The organism is Paenibacillus sp. NPDC057934 (assembly GCF_042887565.1).
Lineage (GTDB): Bacteria > Bacillota > Bacilli > Paenibacillales > Paenibacillaceae > Paenibacillus_AQ.
The window spans coordinates 202,701-223,201 of record NZ_JBHVPB010000004.1 but is presented as its reverse complement, the minus strand read 5'-3'; the positions used below and the strand labels follow the sequence as shown (position 1 = coordinate 223,201).

The 20,501-nt window shown below is 50.3% G+C and carries 21 protein-coding genes; 10 read left to right on the top strand and 11 right to left on the bottom strand.

Going from position 1 to position 20,501, the window contains the following annotated elements; translation table 11 throughout:
* Positions 1 to 196 (top strand): hypothetical protein (locus ACFVRY_RS10905; RefSeq protein WP_387500061.1); only part of this gene is annotated, 196 nt, incomplete at its 5' end.
* A 203-nt stretch (positions 197 to 399) separates the two neighbouring features.
* Here ACFVRY_RS10905 and ACFVRY_RS10900 read toward each other — a convergent pair.
* The 8 genes from ACFVRY_RS10900 to ACFVRY_RS10865 all read right to left on the bottom strand — a co-directional run bounded on the left by ACFVRY_RS10900 (position 400) and on the right by ACFVRY_RS10865 (position 8,976).
* Positions 400 to 1,266: an alkaline phosphatase family protein gene (locus tag ACFVRY_RS10900; RefSeq protein WP_387500059.1), complete on the bottom strand. Its 867-nt coding sequence runs from the start codon at positions 1,264 to 1,266 to the stop codon at positions 400 to 402.
* A 38-nt stretch (positions 1,267 to 1,304) separates the two neighbouring features.
* Positions 1,305 to 2,348, bottom strand: coding sequence for an ABC transporter ATP-binding protein (locus ACFVRY_RS10895; RefSeq protein WP_387500057.1), 1,044 nt, complete (start codon positions 2,346 to 2,348; stop codon positions 1,305 to 1,307).
* Complete coding sequence (locus tag ACFVRY_RS10890) at positions 2,345 to 3,145, bottom strand: ABC transporter permease (protein WP_379467059.1); 801 nt, start codon at positions 3,143 to 3,145, stop codon at positions 2,345 to 2,347. Before ACFVRY_RS10890 ends, ACFVRY_RS10895 begins: the two co-directional genes overlap by 4 nt.
* Positions 3,142 to 4,068, bottom strand: a complete 927-nt coding sequence (locus tag ACFVRY_RS10885) for an ABC transporter permease (RefSeq protein ID WP_387500055.1) — start codon at positions 4,066 to 4,068, stop codon at positions 3,142 to 3,144. Before ACFVRY_RS10885 ends, ACFVRY_RS10890 begins: the two co-directional genes overlap by 4 nt.
* A 108-nt stretch (positions 4,069 to 4,176) precedes the next feature.
* Entirely contained in the window at positions 4,177 to 5,289 is a 1,113-nt protein-coding gene (locus ACFVRY_RS10880; protein ID WP_387500053.1) for an ABC transporter substrate-binding protein, read from the bottom strand.
* A 261-nt stretch (positions 5,290 to 5,550) separates the two neighbouring features.
* Positions 5,551 to 6,693: a TolB family protein gene (locus ACFVRY_RS10875; protein WP_387500051.1), complete on the bottom strand. Its 1,143-nt coding sequence runs from the start codon at positions 6,691 to 6,693 to the stop codon at positions 5,551 to 5,553.
* A 115-nt stretch (positions 6,694 to 6,808) separates the two neighbouring features.
* Positions 6,809 to 8,281: a sensor histidine kinase gene (locus ACFVRY_RS10870; RefSeq protein ID WP_387500049.1), complete on the bottom strand. Its 1,473-nt coding sequence runs from the start codon at positions 8,279 to 8,281 to the stop codon at positions 6,809 to 6,811.
* The gene (locus ACFVRY_RS10865) at positions 8,278 to 8,976 is read right to left on the bottom strand and encodes a response regulator transcription factor (protein WP_387500047.1); all 699 of its coding nucleotides are present in this window, start codon (positions 8,974 to 8,976) and stop codon (positions 8,278 to 8,280) included. The genes ACFVRY_RS10870 and ACFVRY_RS10865 overlap by 4 nt, the downstream gene beginning before the upstream one ends.
* Before the next feature lie 532 nt (positions 8,977 to 9,508).
* On the opposite strand from ACFVRY_RS10865, the gene ACFVRY_RS10860 reads away from it, so the two are divergent.
* From ACFVRY_RS10860 to ACFVRY_RS10850, 3 genes are all read left to right on the top strand, one after another.
* Positions 9,509 to 10,312: a class I SAM-dependent methyltransferase gene (locus ACFVRY_RS10860; RefSeq protein WP_387500045.1), complete on the top strand. Its 804-nt coding sequence runs from the start codon at positions 9,509 to 9,511 to the stop codon at positions 10,310 to 10,312.
* A 150-nt stretch (positions 10,313 to 10,462) separates the two neighbouring features.
* Entirely contained in the window at positions 10,463 to 11,908 is a 1,446-nt protein-coding gene (locus ACFVRY_RS10855; RefSeq protein WP_387500043.1) for an amidase family protein, read from the top strand.
* Between the two features lie 173 nt (positions 11,909 to 12,081).
* Complete coding sequence (locus ACFVRY_RS10850; protein ID WP_387500041.1) at positions 12,082 to 12,471, top strand: hypothetical protein; 390 nt, start codon at positions 12,082 to 12,084, stop codon at positions 12,469 to 12,471.
* Positions 12,472 to 12,750: 279 nt separating this feature from the next.
* Here ACFVRY_RS10850 and ACFVRY_RS10845 read toward each other — a convergent pair whose 3' ends face one another.
* Together ACFVRY_RS10845 and ACFVRY_RS10840 are read right to left on the bottom strand one after the other, a co-directional pair.
* Positions 12,751 to 13,767, bottom strand: a complete 1,017-nt coding sequence (locus ACFVRY_RS10845; protein ID WP_387500039.1) for an AI-2E family transporter — start codon at positions 13,765 to 13,767, stop codon at positions 12,751 to 12,753.
* A gap of 180 nt (positions 13,768 to 13,947) precedes the next feature.
* Positions 13,948 to 14,505, bottom strand: a complete 558-nt coding sequence (locus ACFVRY_RS10840) for a GbsR/MarR family transcriptional regulator (RefSeq protein WP_387500481.1) — start codon at positions 14,503 to 14,505, stop codon at positions 13,948 to 13,950.
* 215 nt (positions 14,506 to 14,720) lie between these two features.
* On the opposite strand from ACFVRY_RS10840, the gene ACFVRY_RS10835 reads away from it, so the two are divergent.
* From ACFVRY_RS10835 to ACFVRY_RS10810, 6 genes are read left to right on the top strand one after another with little or no spacing between them, the layout of a single operon-like run.
* Positions 14,721 to 15,599, top strand: a complete 879-nt coding sequence (locus ACFVRY_RS10835) for a carbohydrate ABC transporter permease (RefSeq protein WP_387500037.1) — start codon at positions 14,721 to 14,723, stop codon at positions 15,597 to 15,599.
* A 29-nt stretch (positions 15,600 to 15,628) separates the two neighbouring features.
* Positions 15,629 to 16,471: a carbohydrate ABC transporter permease gene (locus tag ACFVRY_RS10830; RefSeq protein WP_066375200.1), complete on the top strand. Its 843-nt coding sequence runs from the start codon at positions 15,629 to 15,631 to the stop codon at positions 16,469 to 16,471.
* A gap of 41 nt (positions 16,472 to 16,512) precedes the next feature.
* Entirely contained in the window at positions 16,513 to 17,865 is a 1,353-nt protein-coding gene (locus tag ACFVRY_RS10825; protein ID WP_387500035.1) for an ABC transporter substrate-binding protein, read from the top strand.
* A gap of 15 nt (positions 17,866 to 17,880) precedes the next feature.
* On the top strand, positions 17,881 to 18,669 hold the full coding sequence (locus tag ACFVRY_RS10820; protein WP_387500033.1) for an HAD family hydrolase: 789 nt from the start codon (positions 17,881 to 17,883) through the stop codon (positions 18,667 to 18,669).
* Positions 18,666 to 19,007 carry a DMT family transporter gene (locus ACFVRY_RS10815; RefSeq protein ID WP_387500031.1) on the top strand — a complete coding sequence of 114 codons (342 nt, stop codon included), beginning with the start codon at positions 18,666 to 18,668 and terminating at the stop codon, positions 19,005 to 19,007. The genes ACFVRY_RS10820 and ACFVRY_RS10815 overlap by 4 nt, the downstream gene beginning before the upstream one ends.
* Before the next feature lie 45 nt (positions 19,008 to 19,052).
* On the top strand, positions 19,053 to 19,919 hold the full coding sequence (locus tag ACFVRY_RS10810; RefSeq protein ID WP_387500029.1) for a metallophosphoesterase family protein: 867 nt from the start codon (positions 19,053 to 19,055) through the stop codon (positions 19,917 to 19,919).
* Positions 19,920 to 20,047: 128 nt separating this feature from the next.
* Here ACFVRY_RS10810 and ACFVRY_RS10805 read toward each other — a convergent pair whose 3' ends face one another.
* On the bottom strand, positions 20,048 to 20,497 hold the full coding sequence (locus ACFVRY_RS10805) for a hypothetical protein (RefSeq protein ID WP_387500027.1): 450 nt from the start codon (positions 20,495 to 20,497) through the stop codon (positions 20,048 to 20,050).
* Between the last annotated feature and the right edge of the window lie 4 nt (positions 20,498 to 20,501).

Sequence of the window (20,501 nt, the reverse complement as noted above, 5' to 3'; positions counted from 1 at the left end):
TCCACTATTCTATGCGACATTCATTATAACACACAAAGCCCCCCAGCCCGGACAAGGAGTCCCGAAGCTGGGGGATAGAGTACTCCGTTACAATGCGCTAAATGTCCGGGAGGTGCTAATCCATTTCAGACTGCCGGGTATGCTCGCTTTAACGGAAAGAGCGTCCTCATCGAACGTAAGCTTTCTCTCTACCTAGCCTTATACCGCTCTGTACTTGCAGTCCCGCTGCTAGTCCCCCTACCTTCTGTACTCGCAGTCCCTCTCATAGCCTACTAAAGCCTTCCTGCCCATCTACACTCGCAATCTTCCGCTTAACCCTCCGAACCTCTCAACACGCTTACAGTCCTTCTTCTAGCCCCTGCGCCCCCTACACGCACAGTTCTCCACCTGTACTCACCCTCACACTACCTCTTCTGCCTCACGGCTTACCGCAGCCGGAACCAGAGGTGGCAGACCCTCAGTGCTCATGGCAGCCGCAGGCATAAGGCCTAGACAGTGACACATTAAGGGTGCAAGGCGAAGCTGAGGCAGCGCTTGGACCTCTTTTTCCGGGGACAGCACGGTTTCGCCAAAAGTATACAGAGGGACATGACGCTCCGCAGGCGAAACGCCGCCGTGAAAGCCATTCGCGTTCATACCATGGTCGGCAGTAACCAGAATTTTATAGCCTTCGTTCATCCAGATTGGCAGCATCGTAGCCAGCAAACCGTCGGCTTGACGCACAGCTAACTCGTATTCCTTGCTCTCCCCTCCATAGCGGTGGCCCGCATCGTCAATATTCATGGAGTGGACGTAGAGAAAATGGGGATCGAATGCCCCGCGCAAGTATTCGGCATCTGCAAACACATGGCTGTCGGGATATTGGTCCTCGAAGTAGAAGCTGCCATGCTGGATCGGGCGCAGCACATTGTGCTGGTGACGGTCGGTAATCGGGTTGAACGGGGATGAGCTGTACAACTCACTGACCCAGTGATAGGCGGCTGCGGCAGTACGTAGATTCGCAGCGACCGCCAAATGGAAGACACTCTGTTCCTTGCTGGGCCTGTTGATATGGTTGGCCGTGATACCGTTTCTGACCACAGGTGTGCCAGTAAGCAGCACCTCGTAGAGCGGCCGCGACAAGCTGGGTAATTCCGACTGTACCCGGTAGCACGACACGACTCCCTGCTCTACCAGATGCTCCATGTAGCCCAAATATTTTCGAGCCGCATCATACCGAAGTCCGTCCAATACAACCACAATCAGCTTGTTCGTTATCTCACTCATTTTTGCCCCGCCCTTCCTGAATCAGAGAATGGATGATGCTATGCGCCTTCCCGTTCCAAATGTCTGAGCTGTGCTGGGTCCAGCACCAGTGTGACCCGATCCTGCTCCCGCAAACGCAGCCAACTTCCGTCGTTCAGCACATCTACTGTCAGGCGAATGCCGGAGGCTTCGGCTGTGCAGCGGATGATATTCCCCAGCATTGATACCGAATGAATGCTGGCGTCCAGCAGGATCCTGCCCTCTCCTTCAGCCGCTGCAGCCTCCCCAGCCTTAAGCAGCGTAATCGCTTCAGGGCGTAAGGCGAAGCTGTCCGCCGGGCTGTCTACTCGGCCGAATAGTTTCAGCGCCTCCGGCCTAGTAAACACGTTGTAGCTGCCCATGAACCGCGCCACAAATTCGGTGCGCGGCGCCGTGTATAACCCTTCAGGTGAATCATCCTGAATAATCCGTCCGCCTTTCATGACGCACACCCGGTCAGACACAATCAGCGCTTCTTCCTGGTCGTGCGTGACGAACAAAGTCGTCATCCCAAGACGTTTCTGAATCTCGCGGATTTCAGTCCGCAGATTTTTACGGATCTTGGCATCCAGCGCGCTGAGCGGTTCGTCCAGGAGCAGCACCTTGGGCTGCACAGCCAGCGAACGGGCCAACGCGATCCGCTGCTGCTGTCCGCCGGACAGTGACTGCGGATATACGTCCCGCTTCTCTTCAAGATCGACCAGAGCCAGCAGCTCTTCGCTACGGGTACGTTGGGCCGCCTTGGACATCCCGCGCATTTTCATCCCGTATTCAACATTCTGGCCCACGGTCAGGTTGGGAAATAGCGCATACGACTGGAACACCATGCCCACCTCCCGGTTACGGGGCGGCTGCCGGGTGACGTCCTTTTGCGCCAGCATAATGCTGCCGCCATCCAGTTCCGTCAGGCCGGCTATGCAGCGTAGCAGGGTGCTTTTTCCGCAGCCAGAGGGTCCTAGTAAGGTCACAAGCTCTCCCTCCCGGATCTCCAGATCCACATTGTCCAGGACACAGGCGTCCCCGAATAATTTGCGCACACCTTGCAGCTTCAAGTAATCATTCATCCGCGAACGCCTCCCATCTTTTTACCCAGCTTCATTAGCACCATGGATAGCACCAAAATAAACACAAAGTACGAAATCGCAATCGCACTGGCCAAATGCCCGCTCTCGCCAACCCGCTTATACAAGTAAATCTGGATCGTCTGGATATGTCCGCCAACCAGCATATTCGTCAGTACAAACTCACCGAACAGCACCGAGAAAGACAGTAAGGCAGAGACCATTACACCCGGCCAGATATTAGGGAGAATCACATTCATAAAAGCCTGGCGGCGACGGGCCCCGAGCAGTTCAGCGGCCTGCAGCAGTTCAGCAGCGGAGACGGTCAGCAGACTGTTGCGGATGCCCTGATACATGTACGGCAGAATAACTACAAAATAAGCGCCGACCAGCAAGTAAGAAGTGCCTGCGATATTGAGAGGACCAGAAGAATAAGTACGAATGAGACCCACCGCCGCTACAACACCGGGGACCGCATACGGTAGAACGACAATCCCCTTCATCAAGCTCTCCCAGCGCGGAAAATACATCGTGATCACGAACACAGCCGGGAGCATAACTACCAGACTGACCACTACACTTATAAGGCACAGATACAGCGAAGTCCAAAGTGCCTCCATGAAGCGCAGGTCCTGAAACATCTGTATGAACCAGTCGAAGGTCCAGGCACGAGGCAGCAAGCTGTTCTGCCAATCCTGGGCAAAAGCATACAATCCCGTAGCCAGTAGCGGCACGAGTAGATACACCATCAGGAGCAAGATCAGTACACGTGGAGCAAGTCCCGCTTTGCGAGTACTCATTGTCCCATCTCCTCTCTTGCCCTTGGCCGAAGACGTCGTACCACACTGGCCTTAGCCTGAGGCTTATCCGCAGCTCGCGCCACGAAACGTCCCGCCCGCCGGACCATAACATGGTTGAGATAAACAGCCAGCAGCGTAGTTAGTGCCAGCAGGACAGCCAGCGTACTGCCCATCTCTGGTTGGGTAACCACATTTCCTGCGACCAGAGAGCCAATGCGCACGGCAAGCAGGTTATAATTACCGCCGACCAGAGCATAGGCCGTCGCATACGCACCCATCGCATTAGCAAAGAGAATACCCATCGTGCCAAAAATCGCGGGAGCCAGCAGCGGCAGACCGATAGTCTTCCAGAATTGCCAGCGTCCTGCACCGAGCAGCGCCGCCGCTTCTCTCCACTGCTCCCGGATACCGTAAAAAGACGGATACAGCAGCAGCAAAGACAGAGGCACTTGGAAATAGACATAAACCAGCGCCAGGCCGGTCCAGCTGTACAGATTGAATCCGGCGAATACATCCCAGCCCCAATCTTTGAATAGCAGGGTGAATATTCCGTTGTTGCCCAGCAAGATGATATACGCAAAAGCCAGCGGTACGCCGGCAAAGTTGGAGGTCATATTCGAGACCATCAGCACCCGGTCGCGTACGACTGGCGTAAAGCGGGTGATGCAATAAGCGCACACTAGTCCGATGATGATTCCAGCCACACTGGAGGCGATGGAGATGAACAGGCTGTTCTTGATTGCCTGCATATAATAGGCACTTTGCAGCGCATGCACATAATTGCCAAAGGTAATACCCTTCCCGTCTCCGCTATGGAAACTGTTGCTCACCATGGACAATACAGGCACAAGCTGGAACGCCAGCACCATCAGTACGAATGGAATCAACGCCAGAATGACACCGCCGCGTCTGTTCTGTTTCATTCTTTAAAAGCCACCTCTCTGCCCCATTCAAAAAAGCGGGCGCTTCGGCATGATACATGACGAAGACGCCCTCTGATTAAAGTACTGCTCCCGTGTTCCCGGGATCGGTTAGTTCAAATGTACAAGAACGCGTTCTTGCCATAATTGCGGAATGCTTTTAGCTGTTTCTTCCCATACCTTGTAGTCGCCTACCGGTTTGACGTTAGCATACTCTTCCTTCGGCAGAAGCTTCGCTGCCACATCATCCGGCAGTTTGACACTGTCACGGATCGGACGAGCGTAACCGTTAGCCAAATTAATCTGGCCTTTATCACTCAGGATGTACTCGCGTGTCAGCTTGGCTGCATTAGGATGCGGAGCCCATTTGTTGATGATGGTCGCATAACCGCTGACTACACTGCCTTCCTTCGGAATGGCAACGTTAAAGCCATCTTTGTTGATTTGATCTCTGTAGTTCAGAGCGTTGAAATCCCACAGCAGAGTTACTTCAACTTCACCCTTTTCGATGTTAGCGACAGAAGCTTCTGCGTTCGAGAGACGGCCTTTCTTGGCCAGATCTTCGAAGAATGCAATCCCTGGCTCAATGTTCGACTCGTCACCACCAAAAGCGATCGCTGCGGCAAGTACGGCCATTTGCGCTTGCGCGGCTTTAGTCACATCACCAACGATGATTTTATAATTGCCGTTCTTGAGGTCTTCCCAACTCTTCGGCGGGTTTGGTACAAGCTTGGTATTCGTCAGGAACGAAATACTGCCCTGGTAGCCAACAACCCAGTTACCGTCTTTGTCTTTTGCCCAGTCAGGGATTTCATCCCAATAAGACGTCTTGTATGGCTGTGTTACGCCCTTCGCTACCGCAACGGGACCAAACGCGATACCAACGTCACCGATGTCTGCTGTCGGTTTATCTTTTTCTGCTTCGAACTTGGCGATTTCCTCCGCGCTCGACATATCTGTATCTTCATGCTTCAATCCATATACGCTAGTCATATCTGCCCAAGTGTCTTTCCAGTTGGCCCATGAATCAGGCATGCCGACACTCATTACACTGCCTTCTTCTTTGGCTTTGCTCTCAATGTCGCTCAAGCTGAGCTCTGGTGCAGCGGCATTACCTTCCGGCGCATTCGCCTTGTTTTCCGAATTTCCACAAGCAGCAAGCAACAGGACGAGCAAGGACAGCGTAAGACCGATGAACCATTGTTTTCTGAATCGGATTGTCATGATTTCCCCTTCACTCCCATTTCCTATTTGTGGGCTCTTCTCTAAGGACCAAGCAGTTCTTCACCCACTTGCAGTATAGGAGTCGATTATTTGCCGGAGATTAAGGATAATGGAGTGGATTGTAAAAGAGAGACGTAAATTTCCAATTTCACGTATTGAAAAAGACACCCTATGGGTGTCCTCGCCTGCATAAAATGATGTATTTAAGTATTTCCACAGACATATATGACTTAAATACGTAATTTAATAACACTTATAATCTCAGGATAGCGTAATTACGTATGTGACAAACTGATATTTATTGTCCTTTAACACAGACGTTGAAACGAGCAACTTCTTCCCCGAGGGGCTCCAACGAAGCTTGTCAGAAGCCTGCATTTCGTCGGAAATCGGGGTTTGCTCTCCAGTCTCCACCTCGGTGATGAACAAACGGTTTACATTGCCATTATCAGAGCTGACATTGTAGGCCAGCTTACTGCCGTCCGGTGACCAATTGGTACCAAAAATCTGCATCCCGCTGTCGATCACAGACTGCTCATTGCCTGCAGGATCGCAGAGAACAAGCTTCATCTCCCCGGGGCCCTCCCGCTTTACAATAGCTAACCGGGAGCCGTCAGGGGAAGGGATAACCCACATTACATTCTTTTTGATCACTTTAGATTTCTTGGTCTCTGTGTCATAGGCGAACAATTGGCTATCTTCATGGGCAACGTAATAGATAATACTGCCGGACTGCACTACATTGTGGATAATACCCGCACCTGTCTCCAGCACGACCTCACTCTTACCCTGCACATCTGCTTTGATAATGTCGCCCTTCATGTCCGGGTAAATTACATGTCCGCTGTCCGCCCACTCCCCTTCGCTCGCCATGAATTCATCCTTGCCCAGTTGAACCGTCTTACGGGTCTCCAGATTCATTAAGTAGCCGATGCCGGTAGCTTCATAAACTTCTTTGTAAAAAATATACTTGTTATCCGGAGACACTATCGCATTGCCAAGATTCTCTTTCCCCTCCTTGAGAGGCTGATCTTGGCCGCTTACCAGATCACGAATATAGAAATTATGGGGATACCGCTCCTGGCCTTCGATCGTTTCGGAAGTCAGCTTTCGATTCTCCTTGTCGACAGCAAGCTCATTCTCGCCTAACCAATCCATACCACGGATGCCTTCGAACTTGTCGATACTGTCAAGTTTGAGCTTCGTATAGACGGAATCTGTCGTATTGTCCATCACCGTAACCTTTTGCCCCGGCTTCTCCACAACATGCCGAGCTTCCGTACCCGCCGTCCCACACGCTGTCATAGCTAGAAGAAAGCTGCACCCTAGCAGAAGTCTTCCCGCTCTCACCAAGCGACGTGTGGCCTTCGGCTTTCCTGTATTACCGCCTTTCTGGTCTTCCATACACGAATCCTCCTAGAACATTGTTGCTCTCAGCATACTAGCGTCATATTTCCAAACCATTGCAGAATGTTTCCATGGTGTAAACTTGATGCGAATTCAATCTATCTAGCGCCTCTCACGATACCGCCGGGAAAGACAGGACGAACACAGAGCCCGGCCCTTCTGTACCCAGAAGCTCAATTGTACCGTGATGCTTCTCCACCAAATTTTGCACCAGCGACAGGCCAAGACCTGTGCCTCCAGACTGCCTGGACCGGTCACGATTGACCGTGTAGAACGGTTCGAAAATCTTTCCCCTGGCTTCCGCAGGAATACCGATCCCTGTGTCACGGACAATCATGCGCACCCGGCCCTCCTGCTGCTCACAGAAGATGTGAATGTTTCCTCCGGGAATGTTGTATTTGATCGCATTGTCGAGCAGGTTGATAAAAATATGCATAAAGCTTTCACGGTCCATCCAGACATGGGCAGGATGTACATCCAGGCTGATGGTGAGGCCAAACCGCTCCGCCTTGCCATTCATCCGGCTGCAAATTTCCCTGAGCTCCGCCGCGACCTCCAGCAGCTCACTCTGGGATTCAAAATCATATTTCTCTAGTGCGGTCAACTGCAGTACCTTCTCCACCATCTCATAGAGCCGCTGGGTTTCCTTCGCGATATTCTGCTTGGCATCCTCCAGGAGCCGGGGATCGTCGTCATACATGTTAAGCAGATCCACATAGGCCTTGATCGAGGTCAGTGGGGTCTTGAATTCATGACTGATGTTACCGATATACTGCTTCTGCTGCTGCTCCAGCGCCTGAAGTTTCTCGACGGCCAGTTGGAGCTTGCGCTGCTCCTCATCCTTCGCTGCAATACTCGTTTCAATCTCCTGACTCATGTAAAAGATGCCCTGCGCCAGTTCTCCCAGTTCATCCTTCCGGCGAAGCGGAGGTTCAGCGATATACTCAGCACGGCGAATCTTCTCCGCAGCCTGCTTCAACCGGCCAATGGCGGCAGCTGCGGTATTGAAATACAGATATCCCAGCAGAAAGCTCAGCAAGAGCACGATTCCGCCTGTGGTCAGGAACAGGTTCTGAAGAGTGTGCTGAAAATCGTTGTTGCTCTTCAACGAATACCGGAGCTGAACCACTCCCATCTGCCCCTCTGGGCCTTGCAGCGGGGCCAGGTAGAGCAGGTTATCACCTGCATTTTGATAGGCAATTTTATTCTCCAGCGCATAGGACAGAGCGGTGCTGACATCCGTCTTTACGGGCGCCGGGCCGCCCTGTGCGGAGGAGCCGACCATGACCCCCTCTTCGTCATACAATGTAACTTCCATACCGGTGAACCCGGCCAGTTCAGCCGCCATTCCCCGCCCCCTCAGCTGAAGGAAGGCCTGCGGCTCAGGGCGGTCACCCGTCCCCGTATAATACGTCTGCTTCACTCGCAGATTGACGGTTTTAACATGTTGCGCCAGATAGCTCTCCACCTGAGCCTGCTGATTGTTCTCCACTCCACGCAGCACAAAAAAACTCAACACTCCGATGGCCAGAATCAGTAGCAGCGCCAGAAAGAAGCTGAACTTCAGCTTAATGCTGATCTTCATGAGTAATCTCCCGCAGGGACAGCCTTATACCCTACTCCATATACAGTTTGCAGAATATTCTGGTAGGGATCTCCCAGCTTCTTGCGCAGACGCTGGATGTGAATATCCACCGTGCGCGTGCCGCCCGCATAGTCCATCTCCCACACCTGCTCCAGCAGCTCTTCCCTCATGTAGACCCGCTGTGGATGGGATAGCAGCAAGAGAAGAAGATCGAACTCTTTGGGCGTCAGATCGAGCTGATCTCCGGCAATCTGCACACTCCGGTGATCCGGCTGTACCTTTAATGTGCCGTACTGAATCAACTCCGTCTTCGTGTCTCCTCCAGCCTTCTTGTCCAGTCTGCGTAGCAGCGCCTTCACACGGGCCAGCAGCTCACGAATCTCGAACGGCTTGGTCATATAATCGTCTGCGCCAAGCTCCAGGCCGATGATTTTATCGACAATATCATTTTTGACAGTTAGTAGTATAATTCCAATGTCGCTCCGGTTCTCCAGCTTCCGGCACACATCATACCCGCTCATGCGCGGCATCATCACATCCAGCACCAGGGCGTCCGGCTGAAAGGTACTCACCTTGCCAAGTGCCTCTTCGCCATCCCCGGCTGTATCTACTTCATAGCCCTCGCGGCGCAGTGCATAAGCAATAGCGCTCACGATGCCTGGTTCGTCATCGACGACCAGTATTTTTTTATTCATAGGTGTTCACCTTTTCAACGAAGTTTAAGTTTTTCTTTTATTCAGTATACCCTCTGACCCGGTTCACACCATAATGAAACATCAGCCAATTTATATAGTGTAAACTGAAACCTGTAGCATCCTGGATGGATGAAATCCTTGGATATAGGGATTCCACGCTTCACTGAAATATTCCACTGAGCCACGCACGAGCTTAAGAGGGGCTTTGATAACAGGAAAATATACCTTTAATTCATTTCTTTCACCTTATTTAGCATCAATAACGGGAATTTCTCCAGTTAAAAATCTCTTTTATCCCGCAATGGGGTAGTTAAGAGATAATTAACTGGATATTTTCCAGTTATCTTTTAAAAAGAAGTAAATTTAGTCAAAACAACAGGAGTTATTCCTGTTATCCACATGCCCTATCACGCTCTATATCATATCCTATCGAGTATTGTTAAGCTTTTCGGAGCATTTGCTAGCTGAATACGCTGAAATCATTGCGAACCAAGGGTTAATTTTGTACGTTAGGATAAAAGGAGGGCTTTACATGAACCAATGGAAAGAGCTAACGGAAGAATCCCGGACCAAATGGGAGGAAAATGCCGAGTTCTGGGACAGCTATATGGGCGACCTCAGCAACCCGTTCCACCGGGAGATTATAAGGCCCAAGACCGAGGAGCTATTGAATGTTACAGCAGCTCAAGCCGTACTGGATATCGCTTGCGGCAACGGTAACTTCTCCAGAAGGCTGGCTGAGCTTGGCGCTGTCGTGACTGCTTTTGACTACAGTCCCAACATGGTGGAGCGGGCTATCTCACGGTCTGGACAGGCAGCTTCGAATATTGATTACAGAGTGATCGACGCCACAGACTACGATTCCTTACTGACACTGGGCACGGCTCAATATGATGCTGCTGTCGCCAATATGGCGTTTATGGATATTGCCGACATTGTGCCTCTGGTAAAAGCACTGGGACAGATACTGAGAGACAATGGTGCTGTCGTCTTTTCAATTCCGCATCCGTGTTTTCAGGCACCCGGTACCCGAAAAATCCATGAGACCGAGGACCGCAATGGGGAGATCATCCACCGCAACAGCGTGCAGGTCAGCAGCTACCTGACCCCGGAGCCGATGTACTCTATTGGCATCAAGGGCCAGCCGGTGGCCCATCTTATTTTTCACAGGCCTCTATCCTATTACATCCATACGTTCATGCAGTCTGGCTTCGTGCTGGATGGCCTGGAGGAGCCTAGCTTTGAACTGGATGAATCCGCGGCGAAAACCCAGTTTGATTGGCATGAGCTGCCAGCGGCGGTAATCTTCCGGTTTAGAAAAATCCGCTCCTTATAGACTGGAACAAGATGGCGCCGAAATGGCGCTATTTTTCTGTAAAAAATAAATAAAGCTAAAATCTCCCCTCTCTCGTCAAAGGAACTTCATCGTATTGTAAGGAAATGTTCTACCTTATGACATCATTGAGCTGAAAAGAGGTGAATCGCTATGGATAACCATCTTGAAGAATGGATTATCGAAGCAGATATTACAGGCATGCAGGCGGAAATGACCGCAGGAAGAGTGACTTCAGCGGATCTGGTCAATATCTATCTGGAACGCATCCGCAAGTACGATCCTGTGCTCCGTTCTGTATTGGAGATCAATCCGCAGGCTGTTGCTATCGCAAAGGCCCTGGATCAGGAGCGAAAGGACAAGGGGCCCCGTGGGCCGCTGCATGGTATTCCAGTGTTGTTAAAAGATAATATTGACACCCATGATGAGATGCATACCAGTGCAGGCTCGTTGGCGTTGGCAAAATCTATCGCTCCTGAGGATTCCTACGTGGCTGCCCGGCTGCGTGCGGCAGGGGCCGTCCTTCTGGGTAAAACCAATATGACCGAATGGGCCAATTTCATGTCGCCAACGATGTGGGCAGGATATAGCGCGCGAGGAGGTCTTGTCCTGAACCCCTATGGTCCGGGCGAGCTGTTCATTGGCGGCTCCAGCTCAGGCTCTGCGGCGGCTGTTGCGGCCAATCTTGGTGCTGCGGCCATCGGGACAGAGACCTCAGGCTCCATCATTGGTCCGGCAGGCCGCAACTGCCTCGTCGGTTTGAAGCCTACTGTGGGTTTAATTCCATCATCCGGTATCATCCCTATTACGTATAGCCAGGATTGTGCTGGTCCGATGACCCGAACCGTAACAGATACGGCGATTCTGCTGGGCGCGCTCGCCGTAGAGGGCAAACCGCAGGATTACCGCCCCTATCTGAATCGGGAAGCCTTGAAGCAGGCGCGAATAGGGATTCCGCGGTTTTATTATCAGGATCTGGACGAGGGCAGACTGGCGATTATTGAAGAAGCCGTCTCTCAGCTGAAGGCACAAGGGGCAGTGATTATAGACCCTGTACATCTTCCCTGCGAAGACATGGAGTGGGATGGCAATGTAATGCGCTATGAATTCAAGGCCGCACTCAACAGTTATCTTGGAAAACTGCCAGATGACGTGCCCGTTCACTCGCTTTCAGAAGTCATTGCTTATAATGAACAGCACGGCGAAGCCGCGCTGAAATACGGTCAGGGTACCTTGATTTGGTCCGAAGAAACCAGCGGTACACTGACCGAGGAGGTCTATCTGGAAGGCAGAAGGAAGGACCTACACATGTCCCGGGAGCAGGGAATTGATCATGCGCTGCAAAGTCATCAGTTGGATGCCCTACTGTTTCTGGACGATGAAGGTGGCGCTGACATTGCTGCTAGAGCAGGTTATCCTTCCATCACTGTTCCCGGAGGATTCGCCGCAACAGGGGTTATAGCACCGGGAGGCTACACTACCAAAGGACATCAAGGAATTACTTTTGTAGGGACTGCCTTCAGCGAGCCGGTGCTGTTGGGGTTAGCCTATGCCTATGAACAGGCCAGTGGCCACCGTGTCCCGCCTAATCTTGATTAAAACCTAAGTTCTATAACTAAAAGCAATCTTTAGATTATCTTAAAGAACAATTAAGGTTTATCTCAGGTTCGCTGTTTACAATAACATTAGGTCAAACAGAAGACTGAACTCTCACACCCATAACCGTACGCATATATTAAGCACCAAAAAACAGGAAAAGAGGATTTCTAACCATGAACATAAAGCGAGTGATGATTGTCGGAACGATGGTAGTCGCCATGTCCTTCGGAGGCACCGCCTGGGGCAGCTCCATTACAAGCGCAAGTCCGGTAGCGAAGTGGGTTGCCACTGGCATTGCGGACAAGGATGACCTGTTGGAAGCACTCAATCAATCGTCCGATGAGGAGCTGTATGATTCGTTGTATGACGGGAAATCGCTGCAAGACATTGCCACTGATCAGGGCGGGGATATTGCCAATGTGATTGAGCTGCAACTGACACAGCTTACACAGCAGTTGGATGAACGCCTACACAGCGGAAGTATTACGGCCGAGCAATATGCTGCGCACAAAGCAGAGATCAAAGAAATCGTTGAGCAGAGTGTCCTCACTTCATTCGGTTAACAGGATTACATAGGAAACGAACCGATTTCCTTCAGACTACGCCGCCCCAAGGCGCAAATAAGGACTTCCCCCATCAGATCAGTCTGGGCCAAGATGCCAGCGTTCTGTCGGGGGAAGTCCTTTTTTAATCAGCCGCTACGTCCATCGCCTCATGGACAAATGTTATGCTGATTGGGACTGTTTTGTTACATAAGACATAAAGAGTGAATGTTCTGGGCATTAGTAGAACTAAAAGCCCGGCCAGATGGCCGGGCTTTCTTGTGTGTATGTGAATAGAAGTTATCCCTTCTTCTCATTCTCCCGGTTAATCTCCAGAATATCAAGGAAGAAGACGAAGATTGGAATACCCAGAATCAGCCCCCACACGCCCATATAATGCTCAGAGAACAACAGGACGATAAAGGTGTAGAACATCGGCAGATTCATTTTGGAGGACATCAGCTTCGGATTGAGGAAGTATCCCTCAATAAAGTGTAATACAGCAATCATAGCTACTACATAGATGATCATCATCAGACCGCCGATATTGTAACCGATGATGCATAGCGGGATCAAAGAGATTACAAAGCCTACGACCGGGATCAGGCTAAGCAGGAAAATCATAATTGACAGCGCGAACAGATACGGAAAACCCAGAATCCACAGCCCGATCACCGTAAACACGGTATTGAACATCGCGATTAGAAGCTGCGCTTCGATAACTTTTCCGAAAGAAGAGATGAATTTTTGACCAAAGTACTCCAGTTCCTTGTAGAACCAGCTGATCTTGCTAGTGCTCAGTCTGGATGTGAAGGCCACAATCCGATTCTTCTCCAGAATGAAGACAAAGCTAAGAATCGTGGATAACACAAAGGTCGTACCCCAGTTGCTGATTCTCAGAACATATTCAATTCCTTGCGTCATGTAGGACTCGTATTTCAAATCCTTTAAGGTTCTAAATATATGCTGGGTGATGTCATTCTGGGGAATATCTTCAGACGTAAGGTTAGTTAGAAAATACGTTAATTGCTTGATCTGGACAAATACTTTCGGAAGGTAATTGACGAGTGCAAAAACAATCGTAGCAATCAAAGCTAGGTATAGAAAAACAATAATAACCTTGCTGTTAATCCGGACATATTTGTCAAGCCGTTTGGTTAGCATCACCTGAAAGCTGTTCATGACATAAGCAATCAGAAAGGTCAGCAGTACCAGATTGAGCATATCTCTGATACTGAACAACAGCAGGCAGATCAGAAATAATATTCCGAAACGCCGAACAGTTAAATTTTCAAAAAAACGCTTGAACACTTCCATGCTTCCTCTCCATTCGCTTGCAATTGGCACCTAATTATAGTCTACATTAATGAAAACAATTATAGCAAATAACGGGCCCCGAATCGGTCGTATTTTCGCGATTTTTGTACTTTTTTAGAAAAAAATCAGAGATATTGCAGAAATACGCTTCTTGCCCTGCCTCTTTGCCCTGCTATTCGTCTAGGCTCCCCCTTTATATGGTAAAATATCCCCCACACGCAATTCATCCACAAATTGTTGCAATGATTGATAAAATTCCACCGCATGCTGTATCTTGGCGTAGTCTATCAGACAGCGCTGCCGCTCGTCCTCACTTAGCTCTGACGCCTCCAATAATTCCTGCAGACCTGGCAGCACATGCTCCAGTGCTTCATTCATCACGTCAATCTCCCGCTGCAGCTTCATTGTAAAGAAGCTTCTGAATGCTCTGAAGAAATCCGTTTCCGCCATATATAGATCCTTGCGCTCCTGCTTCTCTTCCAGCTTCGTAACCATGCCAGAAGAGATTAGGGAACGGACCCCATAACTCATATTACTCTTGCTCATGCTCATCATATGCTTCATTTCTTCAAGCGTCATCGGCCGATCTTCAAAGAACATGATCCCGTACAACTGCCCGAATGAATAATTGGCTCCGTATAAATCCATCGTCTGAGCGATAGCATCGATCATTCTACGCTGCAATTGTACCCGCGGCGTCAGCTCCAAATCTAACTCTCCAATTCCTTCTCGTTTCATCATGCACACCTTCACTTCCTGTGGAATCTATCCTTTACATTACACAAAACTGAAACTTTTATCGCGTTTTTTAAGAATTTTACATAAATCTAGCTTCCGTTTTACGTCGTCTTTACCACACCTGCAGATATTGAGTGTACAATTTTTTTTGAACAGAGAAGCTTTACTCCAAATTATACAGTGAAATTGAAAAGATGGAATGGGGTATATACACAATGATTCGATCGAAGTTTATCGGCGGCTTGAAGCCAGTGCTATTCACACTGCCAGCCATGATTCCGTTCACCGTGTTCTGGCTTGCACCGCTGCTGTACGTCTTGTATCTAAGCTTTACCGAGTGGGACTTCATGAGTCCGGAGAAAACCTTTGTCGGGCTCGACAACTACATCAACCTGGTGAGCAACCCTGCTTTTTACCAGGCACTACGGGTCACCGTGTTGTTCTGTGCAGGCACCGTGCTTCCGGTCATCGCGATCGGTCTTGGATTGGCCCTTCTAATGAACAAGAAGCTGAAAGGCTCGGCGATATATCAGGTTCTGTTGTTCTCACCTTGGGTGACTCCTACGGTAGCCGTATCCATCGTCTGGTCATGGATCTACGAACCGGAGATCGGCCTCGCCAATACAGTCCTGAGCTTTCTGGGATTCGAAAAGCTCGGCTGGCTACAAGATCCAACCTGGGCACTCGTCGGCGTAATGCTCGTCACCATCTGGAAATCTGTCGGTTGGGCGATGATCTTTTACCTGGTGGCCTTGCGCAATGTGCCTACCGATCTTATGGAGGCAGCTGACCTGGACGGAGCAAGTCCTGTCCATAAGTTCATCCGCATTACGCTCCCACTGATCTCGCCGACTACCCTGTTCCTGTTTATTGTTCAGCTTATTCAAGCGCTACAGGCTTACGATCAGATTAACGTACTAACTCAAGGTGGACCATCTGGTTCCACACGTACCTTGCTATACATGTATTACCAGTCTGCTTTCGAATCGTTCCAGATCGGGGAAGCCTCCTCTATAGCCATGACGCTTGTCTTCATATGTATGCTACTATCCCTGCTATCCGTTATTTTCAGCAGTCGAAACACTCACTACTAATAATGAAACTAGCCATCTAGGAGGGCTTTATGAGTATTCTTTCACACATAGGCAAGCTGTCACGCCATTTGTTCTTCGCTGCACTTGCTTTAATCATGGCTTTTCCGTTCTACTGGATGATTACAAATGCGCTCAAAACCAATGATGAGATCTGGCAATCACCGCCAACGCTATGGCCACAGACACCGTTATGGGGCAACTTTGCAGAGGCCTGGCATGCAGCACCGTTCTCCCGGTATATGGGTAACAGCATTATCGTTGCTACTTCCATCGTTCTGATCCAAATGTTCAATTCGGGCATGATGGCCTATGCGCTCACCCATATGAAATTCCGGCTCAAAGGATTGTTCTCTGGAATCATCCTTTTCGGTTACATGGTTCCGGCCACAGCCGTTTATCTTCCAAGCTATCTGGTCCTGTCCCAGCTTGGTCTGCTCAATTCCTATGCCGGGCTGATTCTGTCCAACTGTGTCAGCGTGTTCTCGATTTTCCTGATTAGACAAGCATTCTTGCAAGTTCCCCATGAACTGGTGGAGGCCGGTGAAGTGGATGGTGCCTCGCATATGCGGATTCTATGGACCATTCTCGTTCCTGTTGCCCGCTCTTCCTTTGCGGTGCTAGCCCTCATCACGTTCATTGATCAATACAACAACTATTTCTGGCCGACGCTGATCACCAAAGACCCTAACCTCCAGTTGGTATCTGCCGGACTTCGTAGCTTCTTCGTTGAAGGAGGTGCATACGGATTAAAATGGCCGCTGATCATGGCTGCTAGTGCCTTTACAATCGCTCCATTGCTGCTTGTCTTCCTGGTGGCGCAAAAAACAATTATGTCCAGCGTCAACATGACCGCCGGTTCCAGCAAAGGTTAATATTCTTATCACCATAATACTTAATTTGAAGGAGAATGATGATGAACGTTTTGAAAAAAGTATCCGCCGTATCCCTGGTTGCCAGCTTCACCCTGCTCACCGCTTGTGGCGGAAACACTGCGAACACTGCAAACACCGCTGGCAAAACGAACGAAACTGCTACTGAGACAACCGCTCCGGCTTCTTCCGCACCTAGTGCTCCAGTAACCATTGAATTCTGGTACGGACTCGGCGGTAAGCTAGGCGAGAACATGGACAAGCTGATTCAGAAATTCAATGCCTCACAAAAGGACGTTATCGTCAAAGGAATTGTACAGAGCGATTATACAGAGACCGAACAGAAGCTTCAGGCCGCTATCGCAACTGGACAAGTACCTGCTGCTGTACTGTCTTCCAATGTAGACTGGGCGCGTAAAGGCTACTTCGCTCCAATGGACGATCTGATCGCGCAACTGCCGGACTTCAACAAAGAGGATTTTGTACAGACTTTCCTAACTCAGGGACAAGTGGACGGCAAGCAGTTCTTCCTGCCAATGTACGGAACTACACAAGTGATGTACTATCGCAAGGATGCTTTTGAGAAGAACGGAATCGAAGCCGATAAACTGAAGACGTGGGAAGATCTCGCGGCGGCAGCTGAGAAGATGTCTGTTAAAGACGGCGGCAAAACTTCCTTCTACGGCTGGGAGCCAATGTGGGGTTACGAGAATATGTATGATGCTGTGCTGAGCAAGGGCGGAAGTGTCCTTAGTGCAGACGGAAAAACTGTAACGATCGATTCTCCGGAATGGGTACAGACATGGGATTCGTTCCGCAAATGGATTCATGAAGATAAAATCATGCGCATTCACTCCGGCGGTCAAGGCTGGGAGTACTGGTATAAAACGATTGATGATGTTATGAAGGGTCAAGCCGCAGGCTACACCGGTTCCAGCGGTGACCAAGGCGATCTGGACTTTGGTGTTGTAGCTGCTATGGAACAACCAGGTTGGGCCGGTGTTGGTGAAGGCAAGCCTGTCGCTCAAGCACTGATGGCTGGTATTCCTTCCAAAGCTAGCGACGATCAAAAGCAAGCCGCAATGAAATGGCTGGCTTACTTCACTAATTCCGAGAATACAGCGTTCTGGTCGATCCAAACTGGATACATCTCTGTTCGTCAATCCGCACTGCAAGATCCGGAATTCGTGAAGTTCAGCGAGAGCAATCCGCAAATCAAGATCCCGCTTATGCAAGCAGCACATGGTTCTGCACCATTCCAAGACCCAACTGGCGGCAAGATCACTGATGCACTGAAGATTGCAGCGGACAAGGTAGAAATCCAGAACATCCCTGCAGCACAGGCGCTTCAAGAAGCGAAGAAAACCGCACAAGCGGCTTTGGATAAATTGAAATAAAGGTGGCTAATCGTAATGTCTGATCTTATTACTCCGCAAGGGCGTCAAGCTGTATCTGCCATCCTGTTCGATAAAGACGGGACCTTGCTGGAATTCGTATCTCTCTGGGGAGTCTGGTCCAAGTGCCTGCTGGAGCGTTTCAGCGCACATCTGAATAGCCGCCAGCTCACGCTCCAGCCGGAGACTATCCCATCCCTGTTCGGTACCGTGCACAATGAAGACGGGAACATCACGGATTATGATCGCAACGGCCCGCTTGCCATGGGTACGATGGCTGACCTCTACGCCATTCTCGCCTGGCAGGGCTACCTGCAGGGACTATCCTGGGCAGAGACGATGGAGATCGTTGATCTGTGTCGTAAGGAAGCGGACGCCATGATGGACGAGATGCGGCCAGTAGTTGCCCTGCCAGGGCTGGCACGCTTCCTAGAGGAGGCCCGAAGCCATGGTGTGCCTATGGCTGTAGTCACCGCCGATGAAACCGATGCGGCAGAGAAACATCTGCGCTGGCTCGGCATCCGTGATTACTTCTCTGAAGTGATCGGAACCGACCAGGTAGAGCGCGGGAAGCCATTCCCGGATATGGTTCAGCTGGCTTGTAGCAGACTTGGGATTGACCCTTCCGGGGTAGTGGTGATCGGAGATACGAACGGTGATATGAGAATGGCCAAGGCGGCAGGTGCCGCCCTGGCTATCGGGCTTCCAGGTTCAGCTTCGGATGATGAGGCAACCAATCTGTTGTCTGATGCCCATGTCATCGTACGTACCTACGAAGATCTAAGCGTCAGGAGACCAGGGAAATGAAGCCGGAAGGAGCATGGGCCTGGATCTTCCTGGCCATGGCCATTGTCTTCGAGCTATCTGGCACCATTTCGATGAAAGCCTCTCAGGGATTTTCACGCTTGTGGCCCTCTGTGTTCATGTTTCTGTTCTACGCGATAAGCTTCACATCGCTCAATTATGCCCTTACCTCTATTAAGGTGGGGATGGCATACGCCATATGGTCGGGAGCCGGAATCATACTGATTTCCGTAGCAGGCATTTTTTTCTTCAAAGAACGGATGCCCATGTCCTCCCTACTCTGGATTGCCGTCATCGTTGTGGGGATCGTTGGACTTAATCTTAGCGACAAAAGCCACTAAGTGACTCCGCGTCCCCTTCATATTATTCCAGGAGGTGCCTGTTCCATGAACATGAATTCTGCAGAAGTGGCAAAACCTCTTGCCAGCTTTCAGATCATCACAGATACACACGTTACTGCCGATCCTAATCATGAATATAATCTTAACTTCGGACAGGCTTTGCGCGATATTGTCAGCCACTCCGAAGGAAGCAGCGGCATCATGCACATTGGGGATGTCACCGACCATGGATTCCCCGAAGAGTATGAGGAAGTACGCCGCATTTTGAGCTTGCACCAAGCAGGACTGCCGACTGTCCGCTTTACCCTCGGCAACCATGACGTTGGCCTGGGTGACTGGCATTCACGACTGGCGCTGTATGCCTCCCGGACAGGAATGCCCGGCCCCTATCACGATCACTGGATAGACGGCTACCACTTTATCTTTATAGGTACGGAAGAGAATCTACCGCTCTTCTGCGACCTCTCCAAAGAGCAGCTTCAGTGGTTGGACCTGAAACTCGGCGAAAAAGCTTCACCGGACAAGCCGGTTTTCCTGTTCCTCCACCAGCCGCTCAAGGATACTGTGGCCGGCTCGCTGGAATCCCAGGAATGGTACGGTGTGACTCAGGATCAAGAATTGCGGGCCATTCTCTCCAAGCATCCGCAGACCCTGCTGTTCACAGGGCATACCCATTGGGAACTGGAAGTTGATAATACGATGTATCCAGGCCATGGGGAGACGGCGACGATGTTCAATGCTGCATCGGTTGCCTACCTCTGGACGAACGAAGATGAGCGCAGGGAAGGAAGCCAAGGCTTCTATGTGGAAATCTACAGCGACAAAGTGCTGGTACGGGGCCGCAACTTCAAGACCGGAACCTGGGTTCCCTCGGCACAATACGAGGTAGCCTTTCCTGCTGTAAGAGTGTAGCACTCTACTGTCCTTCTAAGTTCAAATATGATCATACAAAAAAACGATTGCTAGCAGGCCGTAAAGCCTTGCAAAGCAATCGTTTTTTTGAAGTCTTTTTAGATAATCCTAACTCTTAGTTATATATCTTAACGCTGCACAGGCTCAATTCGATAACTGGAAGTCTCGCCATCCGTAGCTCCGGTTCCTTCATGAATCTCCCAGCCGAAGGACAATACTCCTTCCAGACGCGTCTTCTCGGCTGCTGTCAAAGATACCTCGACAGCTTCCTTGCCAGGCTCAAGTTCCAATACAGGCTCTTTGCCCAGGGCCACGAAAATCCAGCTGCGGACACCACGAATGGTATTGTATTTGATCTGATAACCTTCCCGTACCGCCCGCTCGAATAGTTCGGGCTGCTCTGCCTGCAACGCCGTAAGCTGCTTATAATCAAAATGGAACTCACTTTCGTCCACTGGCAGCTCACCTGAGGCCACTCTGCGTAGTAGCTCGTCATCAGACCAACCTAAGGTACGCAGCGATTCCAGGATTAGCGCATCCCACTGGGACAGTTTCACTCTGTTTAAATTCTCCGACATCTTT

Bases quoted from the DNA above. Each gene is read 5' to 3' on its own strand.
- ACFVRY_RS10825 (WP_387500035.1), top strand. From the start codon at position 16,513: ATGAACGTTTTGAAAAAAGTATCCGCCGTATCCCTGGTTGCCAGCTTC.
- ACFVRY_RS10860 (WP_387500045.1), top strand. From the start codon at position 9,509: ATGAACCAATGGAAAGAGCTAACGGAAGAATCCCGGACCAAATGGGAG.
- ACFVRY_RS10810 (WP_387500029.1), top strand. From the start codon at position 19,053: ATGAACATGAATTCTGCAGAAGTGGCAAAACCTCTTGCCAGCTTTCAG.
- ACFVRY_RS10895 (WP_387500057.1), bottom strand. From the start codon at position 2,348: ATGAATGATTACTTGAAGCTGCAAGGTGTGCGCAAATTATTCGGGGAC.
- ACFVRY_RS10875 (WP_387500051.1), bottom strand. From the start codon at position 6,693: ATGGAAGACCAGAAAGGCGGTAATACAGGAAAGCCGAAGGCCACACGT.
- ACFVRY_RS10870 (WP_387500049.1), bottom strand. From the start codon at position 8,281: ATGAAGATCAGCATTAAGCTGAAGTTCAGCTTCTTTCTGGCGCTGCTA.
- ACFVRY_RS10820 (WP_387500033.1), top strand. From the start codon at position 17,881: ATGTCTGATCTTATTACTCCGCAAGGGCGTCAAGCTGTATCTGCCATC.
- ACFVRY_RS10850 (WP_387500041.1), top strand. From the start codon at position 12,082: ATGAACATAAAGCGAGTGATGATTGTCGGAACGATGGTAGTCGCCATG.
- ACFVRY_RS10885 (WP_387500055.1), bottom strand. From the start codon at position 4,068: ATGAAACAGAACAGACGCGGCGGTGTCATTCTGGCGTTGATTCCATTC.
- ACFVRY_RS10845 (WP_387500039.1), bottom strand. From the start codon at position 13,767: ATGGAAGTGTTCAAGCGTTTTTTTGAAAATTTAACTGTTCGGCGTTTC.
- ACFVRY_RS10815 (WP_387500031.1), top strand. From the start codon at position 18,666: ATGAAGCCGGAAGGAGCATGGGCCTGGATCTTCCTGGCCATGGCCATT.
- ACFVRY_RS10835 (WP_387500037.1), top strand. From the start codon at position 14,721: ATGATTCGATCGAAGTTTATCGGCGGCTTGAAGCCAGTGCTATTCACA.
- ACFVRY_RS10855 (WP_387500043.1), top strand. From the start codon at position 10,463: ATGGATAACCATCTTGAAGAATGGATTATCGAAGCAGATATTACAGGC.
- ACFVRY_RS10880 (WP_387500053.1), bottom strand. From the start codon at position 5,289: ATGACAATCCGATTCAGAAAACAATGGTTCATCGGTCTTACGCTGTCC.
- ACFVRY_RS10830 (WP_066375200.1), top strand. From the start codon at position 15,629: ATGAGTATTCTTTCACACATAGGCAAGCTGTCACGCCATTTGTTCTTC.
- ACFVRY_RS10865 (WP_387500047.1), bottom strand. From the start codon at position 8,976: ATGAATAAAAAAATACTGGTCGTCGATGACGAACCAGGCATCGTGAGC.
- ACFVRY_RS10840 (WP_387500481.1), bottom strand. From the start codon at position 14,505: ATGAAACGAGAAGGAATTGGAGAGTTAGATTTGGAGCTGACGCCGCGG.
- ACFVRY_RS10900 (WP_387500059.1), bottom strand. From the start codon at position 1,266: ATGAGTGAGATAACGAACAAGCTGATTGTGGTTGTATTGGACGGACTT.
- ACFVRY_RS10890 (WP_379467059.1), bottom strand. From the start codon at position 3,145: ATGAGTACTCGCAAAGCGGGACTTGCTCCACGTGTACTGATCTTGCTC.
- ACFVRY_RS10805 (WP_387500027.1), bottom strand. From the start codon at position 20,497: ATGTCGGAGAATTTAAACAGAGTGAAACTGTCCCAGTGGGATGCGCTA.